The 17,500-nt window shown below is 69.1% G+C and carries 14 protein-coding genes; 4 read left to right on the forward strand and 10 right to left on the reverse strand.

Annotated features, from left to right (window positions below; translation table 11 throughout):
- Positions 1–116: 116 nt before the first annotated feature.
- The 4 genes from EIP85_RS12915 to EIP85_RS12930 are packed head-to-tail and all read right to left on the reverse strand — an operon-like array spanning position 117 to position 6,860.
- Positions 117–2,207 carry a hypothetical protein gene (locus EIP85_RS12915; RefSeq protein WP_127902606.1) on the reverse strand — a complete coding sequence of 697 codons (2,091 nt, stop codon included), beginning with the start codon at positions 2,205–2,207 and terminating at the stop codon, positions 117–119.
- The gene (locus tag EIP85_RS12920) at positions 2,204–4,963 is read right to left on the reverse strand and encodes a DUF4159 domain-containing protein (RefSeq protein ID WP_127902607.1); all 2,760 of its coding nucleotides are present in this window, start codon (positions 4,961–4,963) and stop codon (positions 2,204–2,206) included. Before EIP85_RS12920 ends, EIP85_RS12915 begins: the two co-directional genes overlap by 4 nt.
- Positions 4,963–5,856, reverse strand: a complete 894-nt coding sequence (locus EIP85_RS12925) for a DUF58 domain-containing protein (protein WP_241560000.1) — start codon at positions 5,854–5,856, stop codon at positions 4,963–4,965. The genes EIP85_RS12920 and EIP85_RS12925 overlap by 1 nt, the downstream gene beginning before the upstream one ends.
- On the reverse strand, positions 5,853–6,860 hold the full coding sequence (locus EIP85_RS12930; protein WP_127902608.1) for an AAA family ATPase: 1,008 nt from the start codon (positions 6,858–6,860) through the stop codon (positions 5,853–5,855). The genes EIP85_RS12925 and EIP85_RS12930 overlap by 4 nt, the downstream gene beginning before the upstream one ends.
- A gap of 61 nt (positions 6,861–6,921) precedes the next feature.
- Between EIP85_RS12930 and EIP85_RS12935 the strand changes: the two genes are divergently transcribed.
- Entirely contained in the window at positions 6,922–7,524 is a 603-nt protein-coding gene (locus EIP85_RS12935) for a DUF1285 domain-containing protein (protein ID WP_127902609.1), read from the forward strand.
- A gap of 36 nt (positions 7,525–7,560) precedes the next feature.
- Here EIP85_RS12935 and EIP85_RS12940 read toward each other — a convergent pair whose 3' ends face one another.
- On the reverse strand, positions 7,561–8,478 hold the full coding sequence (locus tag EIP85_RS12940) for a cation diffusion facilitator family transporter (RefSeq protein ID WP_127902610.1): 918 nt from the start codon (positions 8,476–8,478) through the stop codon (positions 7,561–7,563).
- A 127-nt stretch (positions 8,479–8,605) separates the two neighbouring features.
- On the opposite strand from EIP85_RS12940, the gene EIP85_RS12945 reads away from it, so the two are divergent.
- Complete coding sequence (locus EIP85_RS12945) at positions 8,606–9,304, forward strand: SDR family NAD(P)-dependent oxidoreductase (protein WP_127902611.1); 699 nt, start codon at positions 8,606–8,608, stop codon at positions 9,302–9,304.
- A 24-nt stretch (positions 9,305–9,328) separates the two neighbouring features.
- Here EIP85_RS12945 and polA read toward each other — a convergent pair whose 3' ends face one another.
- Positions 9,329–12,139, reverse strand: a complete 2,811-nt coding sequence (polA, locus tag EIP85_RS12950; protein WP_127902612.1) for a DNA polymerase I — start codon at positions 12,137–12,139, stop codon at positions 9,329–9,331.
- A 179-nt stretch (positions 12,140–12,318) separates the two neighbouring features.
- On the reverse strand, positions 12,319–12,513 hold the full coding sequence (locus EIP85_RS12955; protein ID WP_127902613.1) for a zinc-finger domain-containing protein: 195 nt from the start codon (positions 12,511–12,513) through the stop codon (positions 12,319–12,321).
- 218 nt (positions 12,514–12,731) lie between these two features.
- On the opposite strand from EIP85_RS12955, the gene EIP85_RS12960 reads away from it, so the two are divergent.
- Positions 12,732–13,931, forward strand: coding sequence for an OpgC family protein (locus EIP85_RS12960; protein WP_127902614.1), 1,200 nt, complete (start codon positions 12,732–12,734; stop codon positions 13,929–13,931).
- Positions 13,932–13,965: 34 nt separating this feature from the next.
- Here the strand turns inward: EIP85_RS12960 and EIP85_RS12965 are convergent, their stop codons facing one another.
- The 3 genes from EIP85_RS12965 to EIP85_RS12975 all read right to left on the reverse strand — a co-directional run bounded on the left by EIP85_RS12965 (position 13,966) and on the right by EIP85_RS12975 (position 16,533).
- On the reverse strand, positions 13,966–14,451 hold the full coding sequence (locus EIP85_RS12965) for a DUF1203 domain-containing protein (protein WP_127902615.1): 486 nt from the start codon (positions 14,449–14,451) through the stop codon (positions 13,966–13,968).
- Positions 14,452–14,560: 109 nt separating this feature from the next.
- Entirely contained in the window at positions 14,561–14,944 is a 384-nt protein-coding gene (locus EIP85_RS12970) for an HIT domain-containing protein (RefSeq protein WP_127902616.1), read from the reverse strand.
- 17 nt (positions 14,945–14,961) lie between these two features.
- Positions 14,962–16,533 (reverse strand): DUF5928 domain-containing protein, encoded by a 1,572-nt coding sequence (locus EIP85_RS12975; RefSeq protein WP_127902617.1) that lies wholly within the window; start codon positions 16,531–16,533, stop codon positions 14,962–14,964.
- 145 nt (positions 16,534–16,678) lie between these two features.
- On the opposite strand from EIP85_RS12975, the gene EIP85_RS12980 reads away from it, so the two are divergent.
- Positions 16,679–17,497 carry a sulfotransferase family protein gene (locus tag EIP85_RS12980; protein ID WP_127902618.1) on the forward strand — a complete coding sequence of 273 codons (819 nt, stop codon included), beginning with the start codon at positions 16,679–16,681 and terminating at the stop codon, positions 17,495–17,497.
- The last annotated feature ends 3 nt before the right edge of the window (positions 17,498–17,500 follow it).

Genomic DNA, 17,500 nt, shown 5'->3' on the forward strand with positions numbered 1-17,500 from the left:
CTCCCTCGGTATTGGTAAGGAATTATAACCAATATTCGAATGTGGCAAGATCGCCGCGGACAGCGACGGCCTCTGGAGGGGATATTTTTGCCAATGGGACAGGCGGAGGCAAGCTTTCAGCGGGCGCGGCGGCGCCCTTCGACCAGCCAGGCGGCGATGGCAAGCAGGCCCGCGAGCAGCAGAAGCGCCCAGGCCGGCAGCATGGGTTCCACCCGCACGTCTGTCGTCACATAGGCGTGGCGCGGGGTGATGCCGATCCAGCCGCGCCCCGCCGCGGCGGCGCCGGCGCGGACCAGGCGGATGTCGGGGATGCCGTCCTCCACCGGGATCACGCCGCCGCGGTGCCGGTCGACCAGCGGCGCGAGTTTCGCGCCCGAGGCGATGGTCTGCTCGAATTCCTTGGGCGCGGAGGGGCCGACGCCGACGACCGCCTTCAGCTTGCCCTGCGCAAGCTTGTAAAGCCCCATGTCCGGCGCGTGCCAGGTGACCGTCCAGGCGCCGGGCGAGGTTTCCTTCATCGGCAGGACCGTCACCTTGCCGTCCGGGCCGGTGACGGAAACGCTGCGCTTCTCCTCGGTCAGCGAGCGGCGGGTGATGGTCACGTCCTGCCCGACGGCTGAGGCGGTCAGCGCCTCTTCCTCCAGCGAGGGTTCCTTCATCATCCAGTGGGCGAGGCGGCGGAGAAGCTCCAGCTGCGGCCCGCCGCCCTCGAAATCGCGCGACCAGAGCCAGGCCTGGTCGGAGGCGAGGACGGCGACGCGGCCCTTGCCCTCATGCGACAGGACGAGGAGCGGCTTGCCGTCCACCCCCGACATGACGACCTGCGACTTCGGCTTCGCCGTCACCTCGATCTGGCGGAACCAGCGGCCCCATCCGGGCTTGCCGTCCTTGGTCTTGTGCCAGCGGCCGAAATTCTCCAGCCCCTCGGTCACCGGGTGACGCTCGCCGAGCTTGGTGATCTCGGGCAGAAAGCCCTGCTCGATCACCCGGCTGGTCGGCTCGACCGGCAGGACACTGGCCAGCGGCGAGCGGTAGAGGCTGTCGGCAGAGCCGAATTCCGGCCCGGCCTCCACCAGCACGGCGCCGCCGTCCGTCACGTATTTGCGCACGTTGTCGAGGTATTCCGCGGGCAGGATGCCGCGGCGGCGGTAGCGGTCGAAGATGATCAGGTCGAAGCTCTTGATCTTCTCGACGAAGAGCTCGTGGGTCGGGAAGGCGATCAGCGCCAGCTCGTTCACCGGAACGCCGTCCTCCTTTTCCGGCGGGCGCAGGATGGTGAAATGGACAAGGTCCACCGAGGCGTCGGATTTCAGCAGGTTCCGCCAGACCCGCTCGCCCGCGTAGGGCTCTCCGGAGACGAGGAGGACACGGAGGCGGTCCCGCACGCCGTTGATCTGCACGACGGCGGCGTTGTTGCGGGCGGTCAGCTCGCCCGCCATCTTAGGCGTCTGGAACTGCAGCACGTTGAGGCCCCCGTGCGGCAGGGTGACGGGCAGGCTGAGGTCGCGGCCGATCGGCACCGTGTAGGACTTCGCCGGATCGCCGTCGATGGAGATGGCGAGCCGGGCGGTCTTGCCGGCAGAGGCCGGGACCTTACCCTGATCCTCGACACGCAGGCGCAGCTCGACCGGCTCGCCCATGATCGCATAGGCGGGCGCGGCCTTGATGATCAGTCGGCGGTCCCAGTCGGTCTTGTGGCCGGTCAGAAGCACGCTGACCGGCGCCGGGATATCCGGTGCGGCGGCCATGTCGTTCACCTGCCCGTCGGTGACGAGGATCGCCCCGGCGACGCGGTCGCGCGGCTCCTCGGCCAAGGCACTGGCGAGGCCACCCATGAGGAGGGTGCCGCCGTCGCCAGGCGCGTCGCCCACGGTGACCTCGCGAAGCTCGGTGTTCGGCATCGCCTTGATTTTCGCCTCGATCGCCTTCACTGCCGCCGTGGTCTGCGCGTCGCGGTCCGAGAGCTTCTGGCTCGACGAGCGGTCGATTGCCATCAGCACGATGTCCGACAGCGGCCGCCGCGTCTCGCGCTGGAGCGCCGGGTTGGCAAGCGCGGTGAGGATCACGACGCCGGTCAGGGCCCGCAGGCCCCAGCCCGAAAGCCTGCGCCAGAGTGCCACGCCGATGGCGATCACGGCCACCGCTGCGGCGAGCCAGATCACCGGCCACGGCACCAGCGGATCGAAGACCACACCCGCGACGCTCATTGTCCCAGCCTCTGCAGCAGCGCCGGTACGTGCACCTGGTCTGACTTGTAGTTGCCGGTCAGCACGTACATGACGAGGTTGATGCCGAAGCGGAACGAGATCTCCCGCTGCCGTTCTCCCGTAGCCCCACGCCCGACCGGGAAGAGGAAGTTGCCCTTTGCATCCACCGCCCAGGCCGCGGCCCAGTCGTTGCCGCCGATCACCACGGGCGAGACACCGTCGTTGAGATTGCGGAAGGGCATGCCGTCAGCCTTGGCGGCATCGGGGGCCGCCGCCTCTACCCAGACCGGCGCGCCGTCGTAGCGTCCGGGGAAGTCCTGCAGCAGGTAGAAGCTGCGGGTCAGCACGTGGTCGCGCGGGATCGGCTCCAGCGGCGGGATATCGAGGCCGGCGGCGATCTGCTGCAGGCGCTGGCCCGCGGGCGTGGTCGTGCCGTAGCCCGACACGTCGCCGTCGCGGGTGTCGAAAAGGATCATGCCGCCGGTGCGCAGGAAGTCGTTCAGCTTGTCATAGGCCTTGGCCGAGGGCAGCGGCTCGTCCGGCGTGATCGGCCAGTAGAGGAAGGGGAAAAGCGAGATATCGTCGGTGTTCAGGTTCACCGCCATCGGCGTGTCGGGCTCGACCGAGGTGCGCTGGGTCAGGACGTCCGAAAGCCCCTGCAGCCCCTCCTGAGCGATCTGGTCGACCCGGGCGTTGCCGGTCAGCACATGGGCGAGGACGACGCCGTGGGTGGCCTTCAGCGCGAAGGCGTCATCCGCCTGCGCGGGATGCGGCGGCAGCGCAAGAAGCGCCGCCAGCACGACGGCCGCCGCCCCGGCACGGGGGCCGCGCAGCCGGCCGGAGAGCCAGAGCGAGGCCGCGAGATCCACCAGAAGCAGGATCAGCGCCGCGAGCAGCAGATCGCCCTTCAGCGGGCGTTCGTGGCGGGCGGCGGCGCCCTCCACCACGGTCCCCGCGGGCCAGGCGGCAGGGGCGAGTACGGTCTTCGCGCCGATCACGTTCAGCGCCACGCGCCGGTCCTGCGCGGCGTAGAGGCCGGGGGGTGTTGCCGGGCCGGCCTCGGCCCTGCCCAGGGCCTCGCCGGTGACGCCCGCGACCTGGCCCGCGTCATGCGTGGCCCCGAAGGCGTCGACCAGCTTCTTCGGCACCCAGGTCGTGCCCTTCAGATCCGCCGCGCTCGGCTCCGCCGGCCGCGTCGCCACCGCCAGCCGGTCGAGCATCCGCACGAACAGGCCGGACAGCGGCAGGCTCGACCATTCCGCGTTGGCGGTGACGTGGAACAGCACCACCTGCCCCTGCCCCAGCGCCTTGCGGGTGACCAGCGGCGTGCCGTCGGTCAGGCTCGCGATCGTGCGGCTGGCAAGCGAGGGGTCGGGCTGGGCCAGCACCTGTTCCTTCACCGTCACGTCCTTGGGGATGGCGAGGCCGTGGAAGGGCGAGTTCTCCGGGAAGGGCCTCAGCTTCTTCGGCTGGCCCCAGGACATTGCACCGCCGACCTCGCGCCCGCCGGCGCGCAGGCGCACGGGCATCAGAGGGTCCTCGGTCTCGCGGCTGACGTCGGACTGGGCCAGCCGGGGGCCGGCGAAGCGCAGCAGTGTGCCGCCCTTCTTGACCCAGGCGATCAGCGGATCCTCCTGCTCGGGCGGCAGGCGGGCGACATCGGCGAGAATGATCACGTCGGGGTCGGCCATCAGGAGGTCGCCGAACTTGCCCTCGATCACATCGGCATTGGGCTTCAGCGCCTCGCGCAGGTAATGGAGCGGCGAGAGGAGCTGCAGCCCCTCCTGGTCCGGCACCCCGGCGATCAGCGCCACCTTGCGGCGCTTCAGCGCGTCGTCAGTGAGGCTGACGGCGGCGGCGGAGCGTTCGCCCTGGATCGCGAAGCCGGTGATGCGGTTGCGAAGTTCCGATGGCAGCGAGAGCTTCAGCTCCGCCACCGTCGCTCCGTCCTTGAAATCGGCCGTGCCGCGGGCGAGGTCGCGCTCGGTGCCCGAGGGATCGGGGCCGCGCGCGGTGATCGCGGCGCTCATCGCCGGGCCGGGGCGGGCGCGCAGTGCGGTGAGCGTGATCGCCCCGTCCTTGAAGACCGCCGGAGGCAGCGCGAAGAACGGGCGGCCCGTCTCGAACACCGTCACCCGGCCGTGGCGTTCCAGCGCGGAAAGAAACGCCATCCGCCCGTCATGGGCAAGGCCGTCCGACAGCCAGTAGGTCTGGAACGATCCGCTCAGCCGCCCGGCGAAGGCCGAAAGCGCCTTGGGGTCGGGCGCCCAGGGCTGGGGCTTCAGACCGGGCAGGCGCGAGACCCAGGCGCTCGCCGCCTGGAACGGCAGGGCGCCCTCGGGCAGGTCGGTCAGCGTGACCACCGCCACCGGGCGCCCGGCGCGGCCGGCGTCGGTCAGAAGCTGCTGCACATGCTCTATCCGGCGCGGCCAGTCCGCCGCATCGGCCCAGGTGCCGTCCATCACCACCAGAAGCGGCCCGGTGCCGCCGCGCCGCTGGTCGGGGTGCAGCACCGGCCCGGCGAAGGCGAGGATCAGCCCGGCCACGGCGAGGCTGCGCAGGAGAAGCAGCCACCAGGGCGTGCGGTCGGTCTCCGCCTCCTCGTCCTTCAGGCCGAGGAGCAGCGCGACACCCGGGAACCGCCGCCGGATCGGCGCAGGCGGGATCGCGCGCAGCAGAAGCCACAGCACCGGCAGCGCGGCGAGCCCGAGAAGAAGCCAGGGCGTGGTGAAGCCGATCGGGCCAAGCACCCACATCAGAGCCGGCGCTCCAGCGCCCGGTAAAGCCAGAGGAGCGCCGCCGCCGGGGGCTCATCGCTGTGATGCGTCGAGAATTGCCAGCCGGTGCGGCGCGCGAGCTGGCGCAGACGATCCTTCCGCTCGGCCAGCCGCTCCAGATAGCGGCCCCGAAGGTCGCCCGCGCGCAGCGTCTCGTGCCGCAGAAGGCCCGCCATGCTCTCGAAGATCGTGCGGCCGTCGAAGGGGAAGGTCTCTTCCTGCGGATCCAGAATCTGGAGGAGGACACCCCGCACCCCGCGATCCGCCGCGCGGCCGAGCGCATCCTCCAGCGGCGCCGGATCGCCAAGGAAATCCGAGAAGAACAGCGCCCGGCCATGCGGCGCCATCGCCTCTGCCCGCGGCGCGCCGTAATCGGCCTCGCCCGCGCCCGTGGCCAGTCCGGAAAACGCTTCCGCAAGCCGCACCACCTGCGCCGGCCCGCTCCGCGCCGGGATCGACCCGTCGGCAAGGCCGACGCGCTCCCCCGCCCTCGTCAGAAGCACCGTGACGGCGAGCGCCAGAAGGGCGGCGCGGTCGGCCTTGGCCGGGCGGCGCGCATCCCCCGTGAACCCCATGGAACGCGCATCGTCGACCCAGAGAGAGACCGTCTGCGCCGCCTGCCATTCCTTCTCGCGCACGTAATGCGCGTCGGACCGGGCCGAGCGGCGCCAGTCGATGGCGCGGGCGTCGTCGCCACCGAGCGCCGGGCGGTATTGCCAGAACTCGTCGCCCGTCCCGGCGCGGCGGCGGCCATGCTCGCCCAGCATCACCGCCTGGGCCAGATGCTCCGCCTCCGCCAGAAGCGGCGGCAGGGGCGAGGCCAGCGCCTCCGCCCGCCCCCTGAGGGGGGTGGAGGGGGCGCCCTGGTTCAAGCGGCGGCCTCGATCCGGGTCACTTGCGCCGCTACCGAATCGATCAGGGCGGGCAGGCTTTCGCCCCGCGCACGGGCGGCGAAGCTCAGCGCCATGCGGTGGCTCAGCACCGGCCGCGCCAGTGCCGCCACATCCTCTGCCGAGGGGGCGAGCCGGCCTTCGAGAAGCGCCCGCGCGCGGACCGTAAGCATCAGGGCCTGCGCCGCGCGCGGGCCGGGGCCCCAGCTGACCGCCTCGTTCACGCGCTGGCCCGCTTCGGCTTCGCCCGGGCGGCAGGCGCGGACGAGATCCAGAATCATCTCCACCACAGCATCGCCCACCGGCATCCGCCGCAGCACCTGCTGGGCACCCAGAAGCTCGCCATCGGAGAAGACCTGTTCGGACTGCGCCTCCTCCGTGCCGGTGGTGGCGATCAGGATCTCCTTCTCCGCCTCCCGCTCGGGGTAGTCGACGTCGATCTCCACCAGGAAGCGGTCGAGCTGCGCCTCAGGCAGGGGATAGGTGCCCTCCTGCTCGATCGGGTTCTGGGTGGCGAGGACGTGGAACGGCGTGCCGAGCGGGCGGTGGCGGCCCGCGACGGTCACCTGGCGCTCCTGCATCGCCTGCAGGAGGGCGGATTGCGTGCGCGGGCTGGCGCGGTTGATCTCGTCCGCCATCAGGAGCTGGCAGAACACCGGCCCCTCGATGAAGCGGAAGGCGCGGGAGCCGTCGGCGGCGGTTTCCAGCACCTCGGACCCGAGGATGTCCGCCGGCATCAGGTCCGGCGTGAACTGCACGCGCGACCCCTTCAGGCCCATCACGGTCGAGAGCGTATCGACCAGCCGGGTCTTGCCCAGCCCCGGCAGACCGATCAGCAGGCCATGCCCGCCGCAGAGAAGCGCGGACAGCACGAGGTCCACCACCCGGTCCTGCCCGATGAAACGGCGGTTGATCGAGGCGCGGGCGCGGGAGAGCTTGTCGCCCAGGGCCTCGATCTCTGCGACGAGGGGGGACGGCTCGGCCATGACACTGCTCCTTTGCGGGTTATAGTTAGGGCCATTAGAGAGGATATAGCGGCGGGCACAAATGACAAAAAGCAAAACGGCGCAAATCGGCTCGGGGCCGTCGGCGGAGGGCCTCGCCAAGGCGGCGGGCAAGGCCGGCAAGGGCCGTGGGCCGGCACCGGTGCATCTGTGGAATCCGCCCTTCTGCGGCGATCTCGACATGCGGATCGCGCGCGACGGAACCTGGTTCTACCTCGGCACGCCGATCGGACGGAAGGAACTGGTGAAGCTCTTTTCCAACATCATCCGGCGGGACGGGGACGATTATTTCCTGGTCACCCCGGTCGAGAAGGTCGGCATCAAGGTCGACGACGCCCCCTTCGTCGCCGTGGATTTCGAGGCGGAGGGGACGGGCCGCGGCCAGCGCCTGCGCTTCGTCACCAATGTCGGCGACGAGGCCGAGGCCGGCCCGGAGCACCCGATCCGCGTTGTCCGCGATCCGGAGACGGGGGAGCCCTCTCCCTACATCCTCGTCCGCACCAACCTCGAGGCGCTGATCGACCGCAAGAGCTTCTACCGGCTGGTCGAGCTCGGCGCACATGAGGAACGGGAGGGAGAGCACTGGTTCGGCCTCTGGTCCGGCGGGAAGTTCTTTCCGGTGATCCCCTCGGCGGAACTCGGCTAGTCCGGACCGGGGAAAGAGCGCGGCGCCCGGAGGTCCCTATTCCGCGGCGTGGCCGATCGCGGGTGCACCGACGCATCGGCCCTCGACCGTCTCCACCTGGAAGGTCGCGTGATGGATGTGGTAGTCGCGCTCCAGCATGCGCCGCACGGCCCGATCGACCACCGCCGGATCGCCGGAAACGACCAGATGCGCCTCGCAGGAGATCTTGCGCTCGTCGATCTGCCAGAGGTGCAGGTGATGCGCGCCGGCGACGCCGGGGACGGCCTCGATCTCCTGCAGGATCTCCTCCGCCGCCGTCTCGGGCGGGGCGCCGAGCATCAGGATCCGGATCACCGGCCCGATCTCGATGAACGAGATCCGCAGCATCCAGGCGGAGATCGCGATCGTCGCCAGCGGGTCGACCAGCCGCCAGTCGTAAAGCAGGATCAGCCCGCCGGCGAGCATGACCACCAGCGAGGTCGCGGCATCGCCGAGATTATGCAGGAAGGCCGCACGGATGTTCACGCTGTCCTTTGCCATGGCGAAGGTCAGAAGCGCGGTCACCGAATTCACCACCAGCGCCAGCGCGGCGAGGATGACCACCGGCCAGCCCTCAACCGGCGGCGGTGCGATCAGCCGCGTCACCGCCTCGCCCGCCAGCCAGACCGAGAGCAGGATCAGCGCGGTGTAGTTGATCAGCGCAGCCACCACCTCGGCCCGGCCATAGCCGAAGGTCATCTTGGCATCCGCCGGCCGCCGCGCGATCCGACGCGCGGCGAATGCCAGCGCCAGCGCCGCCGCGTCGGAGAGGTTGTGGACCGCGTCGGCCACCAGAGCGACCGATCCCGAGACGATCCCGCCTGCGATCTGCGCCAGCGATAGTCCCACGTTGACGACAAGCGCCAAGGCTACTCGCCTGTCGCCGCCGGCGGCGTCGAGATCGTGATGATGGTGATGGGCGTGATCGTGCGGCATGGACTCTCCTTCCAGCCCAGACTCCCGCCTTGGCGCGGGACTGTCAACCAAGGGGCCCTGCCCGCCCGGCTTTGACTTTTGCCCCCCGGAGCGCCAGCTTTCGTGAAGCTTCAGGCAGGAGAATAACATGGCACACCCCCTCGCCCTCATCGTCGGCGCCGGCAGCGGCCTTTCGGCCGCGCTCGCGCGCAGCTTCCACCGCGAAGGTTATGCCGTGGCCCTGGCCGCCCGCGACACCGCCAAGCTCGCCACCCTCGCCGCGGAGGTGGACGCCGCCTGCCACGCCTGCGACGCGGCCGATCCGGCGGCGGTCACGGCGCTTTTCGCCGCCCTCGGCCGGGCGCCGCGCGTGGTGGTCTACAACCCCTCCGCCCGGGTGCGCGGCCCGATCGCCGGGCTCGACCCCGCCGAGGTCCGCCGCGCGCTCGACACCACCGCCTTCGGCGCCTTCCTGGTGGGCCAGGCCGCGGCCCGCGCCATGCTGGCCACCGCGCCCGAGGGCGGAACCCGCGGCACCATCCTCTTCACCGGCGCCTCCGCCGGGGTGAAGGGCTTCCCGCAATCGGCCAGCTTCGCCATGGGCAAGTTCGCCCAGCGCGGCCTTGCCCAGTCGATGTCGCGCGAGCTGCACCCGCAGGGCATCCACGTCGCCTGGATCAACATCGACGGCGGCATCCGAAACCCAGGCCGCGTCGAGCCGCCCGACGCGCCGGATTCCATGCTCGACCCGGAGGCCATCGCCCAGACCTATGTCGCGCTGGTCAACCAGCACCGCTCCGCCTGGTCGGAGGAGATCGCGGTCAGGCCCTGGGTGGAGAAGTTCTGAGCGAAGGACCGGGGGCGGAGCCCCCTAATGCGCCTCGGCCCAGTTGCCGCCCTGGCCGGCCTCGACGATCAGCGGGACGGAGAGCTTCACCGCCGGTTCGGCGGCGGCCTCCATGACCTCCTTCACCCGCGCGGCGACGCGGTCGGCCGCGTCCTCGGCGACCTCGAAGAGGAGTTCGTCGTGGACCTGCAGAAGCATGGTTGCGGGCAGCCCCTCGATCGCCTTCGGCATCCGGATCATGGCGCGGCGGATGATGTCGGCCGCCGCCCCCTGGATCGGCGCGTTGATCGCGGCGCGGCGGGCGAAGCCCGCGTGCGGGCCCTTGGCGTTGATCTCCGGCGTATGGATGCGGCGGCCGAAGAGGGTCTGGACGTAGCCGTGTCCCTTCGCGAAGGCCACGGTGTCGTCCATGTAGGTCCGGATGCCGGGGAAGCGTTCGAAGTAGCGGTCGATGAAGCCCTGCGCCTCGGCCCGCGGGATGCGCAGGTTGCGGGCGAGGCCGAAGCCCGAGATGCCGTAGATCACCCCGAAATTGATCGCCTTGGCCTGCCGCCGCACGCCCGGGTCCATCCCCTCGATCGGCACGTCGAACATCTCCGACGCCGTCATCGCGTGGATGTCGAGCCCGTCCTTGAAGGCCTGCTTCAGCTCCGGGATATCGGCGACATGGGCGAGGATCCTGAGTTCGATCTGGGAATAGTCGAGGCTGAGGAGCCGCTTGCCGGCCGGCGCCACGAAAGCCTCGCGGATGCGGCGGCCTTCCTCGGTCCTGACCGGGATGTTCTGCAGGTTCGGATCGGTCGAGGCGAGCCGCCCGGTGTTGGCCCCCGCGATGGAGTAGGAGGTGTGGACCCGCCCCGTATCCGGGTGGATGTGGGTCTGCAGCGCGTCGGTGTAGGTCGACTTGAGCTTCGAGATCTGCCGCCAGTCCAGCACCCGCGCGGGCAGGTCGTGCCCTTCCGCCGCCAGATCCTCCAGCACGTCAGCGCCGGTGGCATAGGCGCCGGTCTTGCCCTTCACCCCGCCCGGCAGGCTCATCTTGTCGAAGAGGATCTCGCCCAGCTGCTTCGGCGAGCCGACGTTGAAGCTTTCCCCGGCGAGCTGGTGGATCTCGTCCTCCAGCCCGGCCATCTTCTGCGCAAACGCGTTCGACATGCGCGAGAGCGTGTCGCGGTCGACCTGCACCCCCGCCATCTCCATCGCCGCCAGAACGCCCACCATGGGCCGCTCCAGCGTCTCGTAGACGGTGGTCACCTCGGCGCGAGGCAGCTCCGGCTTGAAGCGCTGCCAGAGGCGGAGCGTGATGTCGGCATCCTCCGCCGCATAGGCGGTCGCCTCGTCGATCGAGACCCTGTCGAAGGTGATCGCCGACTTGCCTGAACCCAGGAGCGGCTTGATTGGGATCGGTGCGTGGCCGAGGTACTTCTCGCTCAGGAAATCCATGCCGTGGCCATGCTCGCCGGCGTGCATGGCGTAGGACATCAGCATGGTGTCGTCGATCGGCGCGACCTTCACCCCGTAGCGGGCGAAGATCTTCGCATCGTATTTCATGTTCTGGCCGATCTTGAGGATCGACGCGTCCTCCAGCACCGGCTTGAGGATCGCCAGCGCCTTCTCCATCGGGATCTGCCCGTCGCAGAGCGCTTCCGCCCCGAACAGATCGCCGCCGCCCTCTTTGTGGCCCAGCGGGATGTAGCAGGCGCGCCCGGTCTCGACCGAAAGCGAGATGCCGACCAGCTCGGCCTGCATCTCGTCAAGGCTCGTCGTCTCGGTATCGACCGCGACATGACCCTTCTCTCGGATCGCCGCCGCCCAGGCCTCCAACGCCGCCGCGTCGCGCACGCATTCGTAGCCGGCGGTGTCGAAGGGGACCTCGGCCACCGCCGGGGTATCCGGGGCTTCTGCCGCGGTGGCGGCGGGCGCGGTACCGGCGATCACCGGCGCCTCGACGCCCAGCTTGTCGGCCACGCGCTTGGTCAGGGTGCGGAATTCCATCTTGCCGAGGAAATCCATGATCGCCTCGGGATCGACCGGGCGCAGTTCCAGCGCGTCCAGCGTCACGTCGAGCGGCGTGTCGCGCTTCAGCGTCACCAGCTGCTTGGAGATGCGGATCTTCTCGACATTCTCGGTCAGCGCCTCGCGGCGCTTGGGCTGCTTGATCTCCGAGGCCCGCTCCAGCAGCGTTTCCAGGTCGCCGTATTCGCGGATCAGAAGCGCGGCGGTCTTGATGCCGATCCCCGGCGCGCCAGGCACGTTGTCGACCGAATCGCCCGCCAGCGCCTGCACGTCGACCACCTTCTCGGGGCCGACGCCGAATTTCTCCTCCACCTCCTCGGGGCCGATCACCCGGTCCTTCATCGGATCGCGCATAACGACGCCGGGCCCGACAAGCTGCATCAGGTCCTTGTCGGAGGAGATGATGGTGACGCTGCCGCCCGCCTCCACCGCCTCGCGCGCCAGCGTGGCGATGATGTCGTCGGCCTCGTAATTGGCGGTCTCGAGGCAGGCCACGTTGAAGGCCCGTGTCGCATCGCGCGTCAGCGGGAACTGCGGGCGCAGATCCTCGGGCGGCTCGGGGCGGTTGGCCTTGTATTCAGGGTAGAGATCGCTGCGGAAGGTCTTCGACGAGTAGTCGAAGACCACGGCGAGATGGGTCGCGGCGTCGTCGCCGTTGGCGCGGTTGATCTCGTTCCAGAGGATATTGCAGAACCCCGCCACCGCGCCGATCGGCAGGCCGTCGGACTTGCGGGTCAGGGGCGGCAGCGCGTGATAGGCGCGGAAGATATAGGCCGAGCCGTCGATCAGGTGCAGGTGGCAGCCCTTGCCGAATGTCATGTGCCGCTCCTCCGCTTGCCTCTGGCCTTCTCATGCCATGAAGCCGCGCGGGGTGCCAGCCGGACCGGGCGGCCTCCGACGGGAGTATTTCGTCCAGGGAGAAGGAGCGCGGCCTGCGCACTCTTTCCGTCCGGGCGTATCCTCAGGGGTTTCAGCGGGTGGCCCCCCCTAAGCGCGCCTCAGGCCTTTTCGCCGAGCACCTTCTCGACGAAATCCTCATGCACGAAGCGCTTGTCGCAATAGCCGCATTCGACCCAGCCGGTCTCGTGCGGGATGGTCAGCCAGACGCGTGGATGGCCAAGCCCGCCGGGGCCCCCGTCGCAGGGCACTTTCCACTGGTTGACAACCTCGGTCTCCGGCACCTCTGTGGCCATCGGCGGCTCCCCCTGTCCTGTCGGAATTGGTCCAGAGCGGGATAGGTCGCCCGGCCCGGGGCGTCAAGCCCGCGGCCGCGGCGCGAAGGTTCAGGAGTGCATGAGCAATTCCCCGCCAGAGCGCAGAAAGTCGCCTATCAGTTGCATGGTGTGCGACGGAGTGGAGGCGTAGATTCGTTCATCTGGCTTCGGACTGATTTGGCGCCAAGGAGGCCCAAGTGAAACGGATCGAAACCCTCGACGGCATGCGGGGCTATTTCCTCTTCTTCATGCTTATCAATCACATGATCCTGCAGGGCGGACTGTGGCTGCAGAACGTCAACCTGGCAGAGGTCATGTTCGTCGAGGACGCCCAGGGCTTCGTGTTTCTCTCCGGCTTCCTGATCGGCCTGATCCAGACCTCGCGGATGCTCCGCTACGGCGCCGTGGCCATGCGCATCAGCATCTGGCGACGGGCGGCAGAGCTTTACGTCTACGCAATGGGCGTGGTCGTGGTGGCGCTGACGCTGCGCGCGCTGCTGCCGGGCGGGTTCGAGGCCTATGCCAACTGGATGGGCCCGGCCGGGACCGACGATCACCTGCGCGACCTGGCGCTGGCGCTGATGGTGTTCCAGCCGACCTTCATGGACATCCTGCCGATGTACATCCTGTTCCTGGTGGTCTCGCCCTGGCTGGTGAAGCTGGTGGCCGAGGGGCGCTGGCCCGTCGTCATCACCGGCTCGCTGGTGGTCTGGATGGCGGCGCAGATCGGCATGGGAGAGCTGATCGGCTGGCCGCTTCACGCCGCCTTCAAGGCCTCCGACGGGCAGGGGCTACGCGGCAGCTTCAACCCGCTGGGCTGGCAGATCGTGTTCATCTCCGGCCTGGTGGGCGGCGGGCTGATGGCCAAGGGCGGGATCGAATGGAAGAAGATCTTCGCGCCCGAGAAGACGGCGCTGCCGATCGTCTGCCTGATCGTGGTGGGCTTCTTCATGCCGGTGCGTTTCGTCACGGCGCACGGGATGATCGATTACGAATTCCTCGGCCCGTTCCAGAGCATGGCGATCCGCCGCAGCTTCGGCCCGGTCTACCTTCTGAACCTCGCCGGCGCCGGCGGCCTGCTGGCCTGGCTGCTGATCGCGGGGCCGGAGGCGAAACAGCGATGGGTCGCGGCGATCTCGCGCGGACTGCATGCGCTGTTCAGGTTCTGGCCGCTGAAGATCATGGGCCGGCATTCGCTGCAGACCTACGCCTGGCACGTCCTGCTGGTCTACGGGTTGCGCTATGTCGACATGACCTGGGGCCCGCTGGGCAACCTCGAGACGGTCACGGCCGCGCTGCTCCTCATCCTTCTGCTGCCGCTCCCGGCGCTCTGGCGCGAATACCGGCCCTGGATCCAGCGCAAGCTGTTCCCGGGCCGGCTGGGCGCCCACGGCTGAGCGCGGCGCGGCGGCCCGCTCAGCCTGCCCCCCCTTAGCCCGCCGCGCGGTCGATCCGGAGCTGGTAGCAGTTGTTCGCGGCCGAGCGGACATGGACATAGGCGATCTCGGGTCGGGCGAGCAGTTCTTCCGCCCGCGCCGGGATCGCCGCCGTCGCCACCACGCCGCCGGTGCCGTAGACGATCCGGTCATCCCGGCCATAGCCCCGGACGATGTAGTGCGCGGAGGAGAGAATCGCCGGCATGGCCTCGGCCCCGCCCGCCCCCTCCCCGTAAGCCGCGCAGGGGTCGGCACAGAGGAAGATCGGCCCGGTCTCGGCGTAGGGCTGCAGCCCTGGGAAGGGGCGATGGGCGAGGATCAGGTAGTCCTTCCCGGCCGGCACCTGGGCCAGGCAATGGCGGCAGGGAACGCCCGCCCCGCCGGAGGTGCGGCGCTCGGGCGTGAAGCCATAGGCATCGGGCGCGCCGGCTTGCAGGGCGCGGACGGTCTCGGTCGGAAGGGGGATGAAGCGGATGGTCATGGCAGGTCTCCTTTGCCCCGCCATCCTGCCGCCCCGCGCCCGCCGGGCCGACCCGGATGCTGCGCATAAGCCGCCGCCGTCCTGCCCTCTGCCCGCCCGGGGCCTCGGCTCAGCCCGGTTGCACCAGCATCGGGCCGAGCGGGCGGCCGGCGAGGATGTGGACGTGGAGATGCGGCACTTCCTGGTGGCTGTGCGGCCCGGAATTGGCCAGCAGCCGGTAGCCCATCCCGTCCTCCCCCGGCGTCAGCCCGAGATAGGCGCAGACCTTTGCCACCGCGCGGGTGAAATCGCCGATCTCCGCGTCCGAGGCCTCGGCCGCGAAATGGTCCCAGTTCACATAGGGCCCCTTCGGGATCACCAGCACATGCACCGGCGCATGCGGGCGGATGTCGTGGAAGGCCAGCGCATGCTCGGTTTCGAGCACGGTGGAGTTCGGGATCTCGCCGCGCAGGATCTTGGCGAAGATGTTCTGGTCGTCATAGGCGTAGGCCATCGTGTCCTCTGTTCTGGTCAGTCCTCGAAGAGATCGGCGCCCAGGAGCGCGCGGGCCTGCGCCACCGGCACATCGAGAAAGGCGGCGAGGGGGATTGCGTTCTCCTCCAGCCCGGCGGCCTCGTCAATGCGCAGGAAGGTGGGGAAGTTGGCATCGCGCATCCTGTCACTCTCGAACCTGATATCATGGCGCAGGGTGCAAAGGAGGCTTTTCAGCACTTCCGCCGGCGTCTCGGGCGCGGCGAGGCCGGTGCGGCAGGCATGGCCGGCCAGGAAGGCGTCGGAGAAGGCGCAGTCGATCTCGAGGATTCGCGTCGTGCAGCGGTCGGCGACGAAATCGCGCATCAGTTCGATTCCCGCAGGGTCGAGGCAGACGAGAAGGCGGTTCGTCCCGTAATAGTCGAAGAGCATCCGCATCAGCGCGCGGCGGTGACGGGTGCGTTTCCCGACCGTCGACTGGATGCCGCCGAGGTCGGGCAGGTTCGCTGCCTCCTCGTCGAATATGTAATCGAGCGCGGGCAGGTTGGAGGCCTGCCGCACCCGCTCTGCCAGCCGCTTTCCGACATGGCGTTTCCTGCAGGCCACCAGCATCAGCTCCCGCCCCCGGCCGATGGTGGAACAGGCCTCCCAGAAGCGGGGCGCGAAGCGGCGGCCGACCCGGCCCCGCCCGGTCAGGAAGGCGAAGAGCGGGCGGCCCTCGTCCGAGATCGCGAAGCGCGCCGCGGCGTCGCAGTAGAGTGCGCCCAGCCGGGCCTTCAACTCTGTCGCGTCGGGCGAGATCTTGCGCGCGAAGAGGTGGTTCTGGCTGACCAGCAGGTCGTAGTGGTCGTTGTAGAAGGTGACCGGCATGCCGTAGTCGGTGAACAGCAGGAAGGTCAGCGTGCGCGACCGGATCTCCGCCTCCGGCACGAGGTGGCGGACGAGGGTCTGGAAGAAGGTCTCGTCCGGGATCCATGTGGTACGGAAGAAGCGGATCACGTCGGGCCGGGCGCGGCAGAAGGCCAGCACCGCCTCCGCCGTGGCGCGGCGCAGGCACCACCACTGGCTGCCGATCATCATCTGCAGATCGTCCGGGATCTTCCGCCTCAGCCCCAGCCGCTTCTGCCAGTCCAGCATCCGGTAGAAGAGCGCCTTGTGCCGCCGCTCGTTGAGGTAGTGGCGGTAGATCAGCCGCTCTTCCTTCAGGCCGGTGCGGATCCAGCCGGAGGTGAAGAAATCCTCCGCCTCGATGTAATCCGCGCTCTCGGCGTCGAGGACCGCATGGGAATGGGCCGCCGACTTGATCGGCATGCAATCGCCCGAGAGCATGTAGACGTGGCTCGCGTCGGGGAAGGCCGCCAGCGCCGTCTCGATCGCGCCGAGCGTGGCCTTCACAAGGCTCCATTCCCCCCAGCCGCATTTCACCCGGGGCGCGAAGGCCACGGCCGGGTTACCCGCAAGCGCGGCGCGGATGCGGGTGAAGCCGGCGGTCGCTGCGCGGCCATCGAAATGGATCGCCACCGCGTCGCCCGTCGCCGTCAGCCGGGCCGCCTGGGCGATGATCCCGTCGGGGTCCTTATGGGCAAGGAGGATATAGGCGATGCGCGCCATCCGGCCGTCCATTCAGCCAAAGGTTGATTTTATGCACCCAAACTAGCTTGAAAAGCCATTGAAAAGACAGCGCGAACTTGAGATCTTGGCGCAATGTCCGAACCCATGGCTTCGGCGCAGGGTTGTAACGAGGGTTGAGGTCCGCATGGGGTTTCCCGGCACCTGGATGACCAAGAGCGAGAGCATGGTCTATCGCGTGGTGCCGAAATGCGCCTGCTCGACCATCGGCCAGATCATGTTCCAGTCCGACCATGGCCGGTTCTTTGACGGCGACATACATGACGCGCGCGAGGGCCTGCACAAATGGGCGCTGGAGGAAAGCCAGCCGCTTATCGAGGCCAACGTGCGCGCGCACCGCGCCTACGCTTTCACCTGCGTGCGCAATCCCTACAGCCGGATCCTGTCCTCTTTCTTCGACAAGATCTGCGGCATCCAGCGCAACGGCGGGCGCTACCGGGGCAACCTCGTGCCGCTTGTGGTCCGGAAATACGGGATCGACGTCGGCGGCGAAGAGGGGCGGGACGAATTCGACCAGATCCGCAGCTTCCGGCGGTTCCTCCTTTTCGCGCGCGACACGATCCGGTTCCGCAAGCCGATGGAGCCGGACATCCACTGGTCGGCGATGTCGGGGCATATCTCGACCTTCATCCACGGCGGCGGGCGCTACGACCGGATCATCTTCACCGAGCGGTTCGAGGAGGGCATGAGCGCGGTGCTCGCCGCCGTGCCCCAGATCCATCCGGTCACACTGGCGCAGGTGCCGCGCTTCAACGAGAGTGCCGGTCACGGGCCGAAGCGCGCCCATCCGGTGGAGGCGTTCTTCGACGATCTCTCGATGCATCTGGTCTACGAGATCTACAAACGCGACTTCGAGCTGTTCCGCTACGATTTCGAAAATCCGGCCCAGCGGATGCCGAAGGGCGAGATCGACCTCGACGAGGTTCATGCCAGGCTCGGCGCGTAGGGT

This window comes from Solirhodobacter olei, from assembly GCF_004010155.1.
GTDB lineage: Bacteria > Pseudomonadota > Alphaproteobacteria > Rhodobacterales > Rhodobacteraceae > Solirhodobacter > Solirhodobacter olei.

Bases quoted from the DNA above. Each gene is read 5' to 3' on its own strand.
- EIP85_RS12915 (WP_127902606.1), bottom strand. From the start codon at position 2,207: ATGAGCGTCGCGGGTGTGGTCTTCGATCCGCTGGTGCCGTGGCCGGTG.
- EIP85_RS12920 (WP_127902607.1), bottom strand. From the start codon at position 4,963: ATGTGGGTGCTTGGCCCGATCGGCTTCACCACGCCCTGGCTTCTTCTC.
- EIP85_RS12930 (WP_127902608.1), bottom strand. From the start codon at position 6,860: ATGGCCGAGCCGTCCCCCCTCGTCGCAGAGATCGAGGCCCTGGGCGAC.
- EIP85_RS12935 (WP_127902609.1), top strand. From the start codon at position 6,922: ATGACAAAAAGCAAAACGGCGCAAATCGGCTCGGGGCCGTCGGCGGAG.
- EIP85_RS12940 (WP_127902610.1), bottom strand. From the start codon at position 8,478: ATGCCGCACGATCACGCCCATCACCATCATCACGATCTCGACGCCGCC.
- EIP85_RS12945 (WP_127902611.1), top strand. From the start codon at position 8,606: ATGGCACACCCCCTCGCCCTCATCGTCGGCGCCGGCAGCGGCCTTTCG.
- polA (WP_127902612.1), bottom strand. From the start codon at position 12,139: ATGACATTCGGCAAGGGCTGCCACCTGCACCTGATCGACGGCTCGGCC.
- EIP85_RS12955 (WP_127902613.1), bottom strand. From the start codon at position 12,513: ATGGCCACAGAGGTGCCGGAGACCGAGGTTGTCAACCAGTGGAAAGTG.
- EIP85_RS12965 (WP_127902615.1), bottom strand. From the start codon at position 14,451: ATGACCATCCGCTTCATCCCCCTTCCGACCGAGACCGTCCGCGCCCTG.
- EIP85_RS12970 (WP_127902616.1), bottom strand. From the start codon at position 14,944: ATGGCCTACGCCTATGACGACCAGAACATCTTCGCCAAGATCCTGCGC.
- EIP85_RS12975 (WP_127902617.1), bottom strand. From the start codon at position 16,533: ATGGCGCGCATCGCCTATATCCTCCTTGCCCATAAGGACCCCGACGGG.
- EIP85_RS12980 (WP_127902618.1), top strand. From the start codon at position 16,679: ATGGGGTTTCCCGGCACCTGGATGACCAAGAGCGAGAGCATGGTCTAT.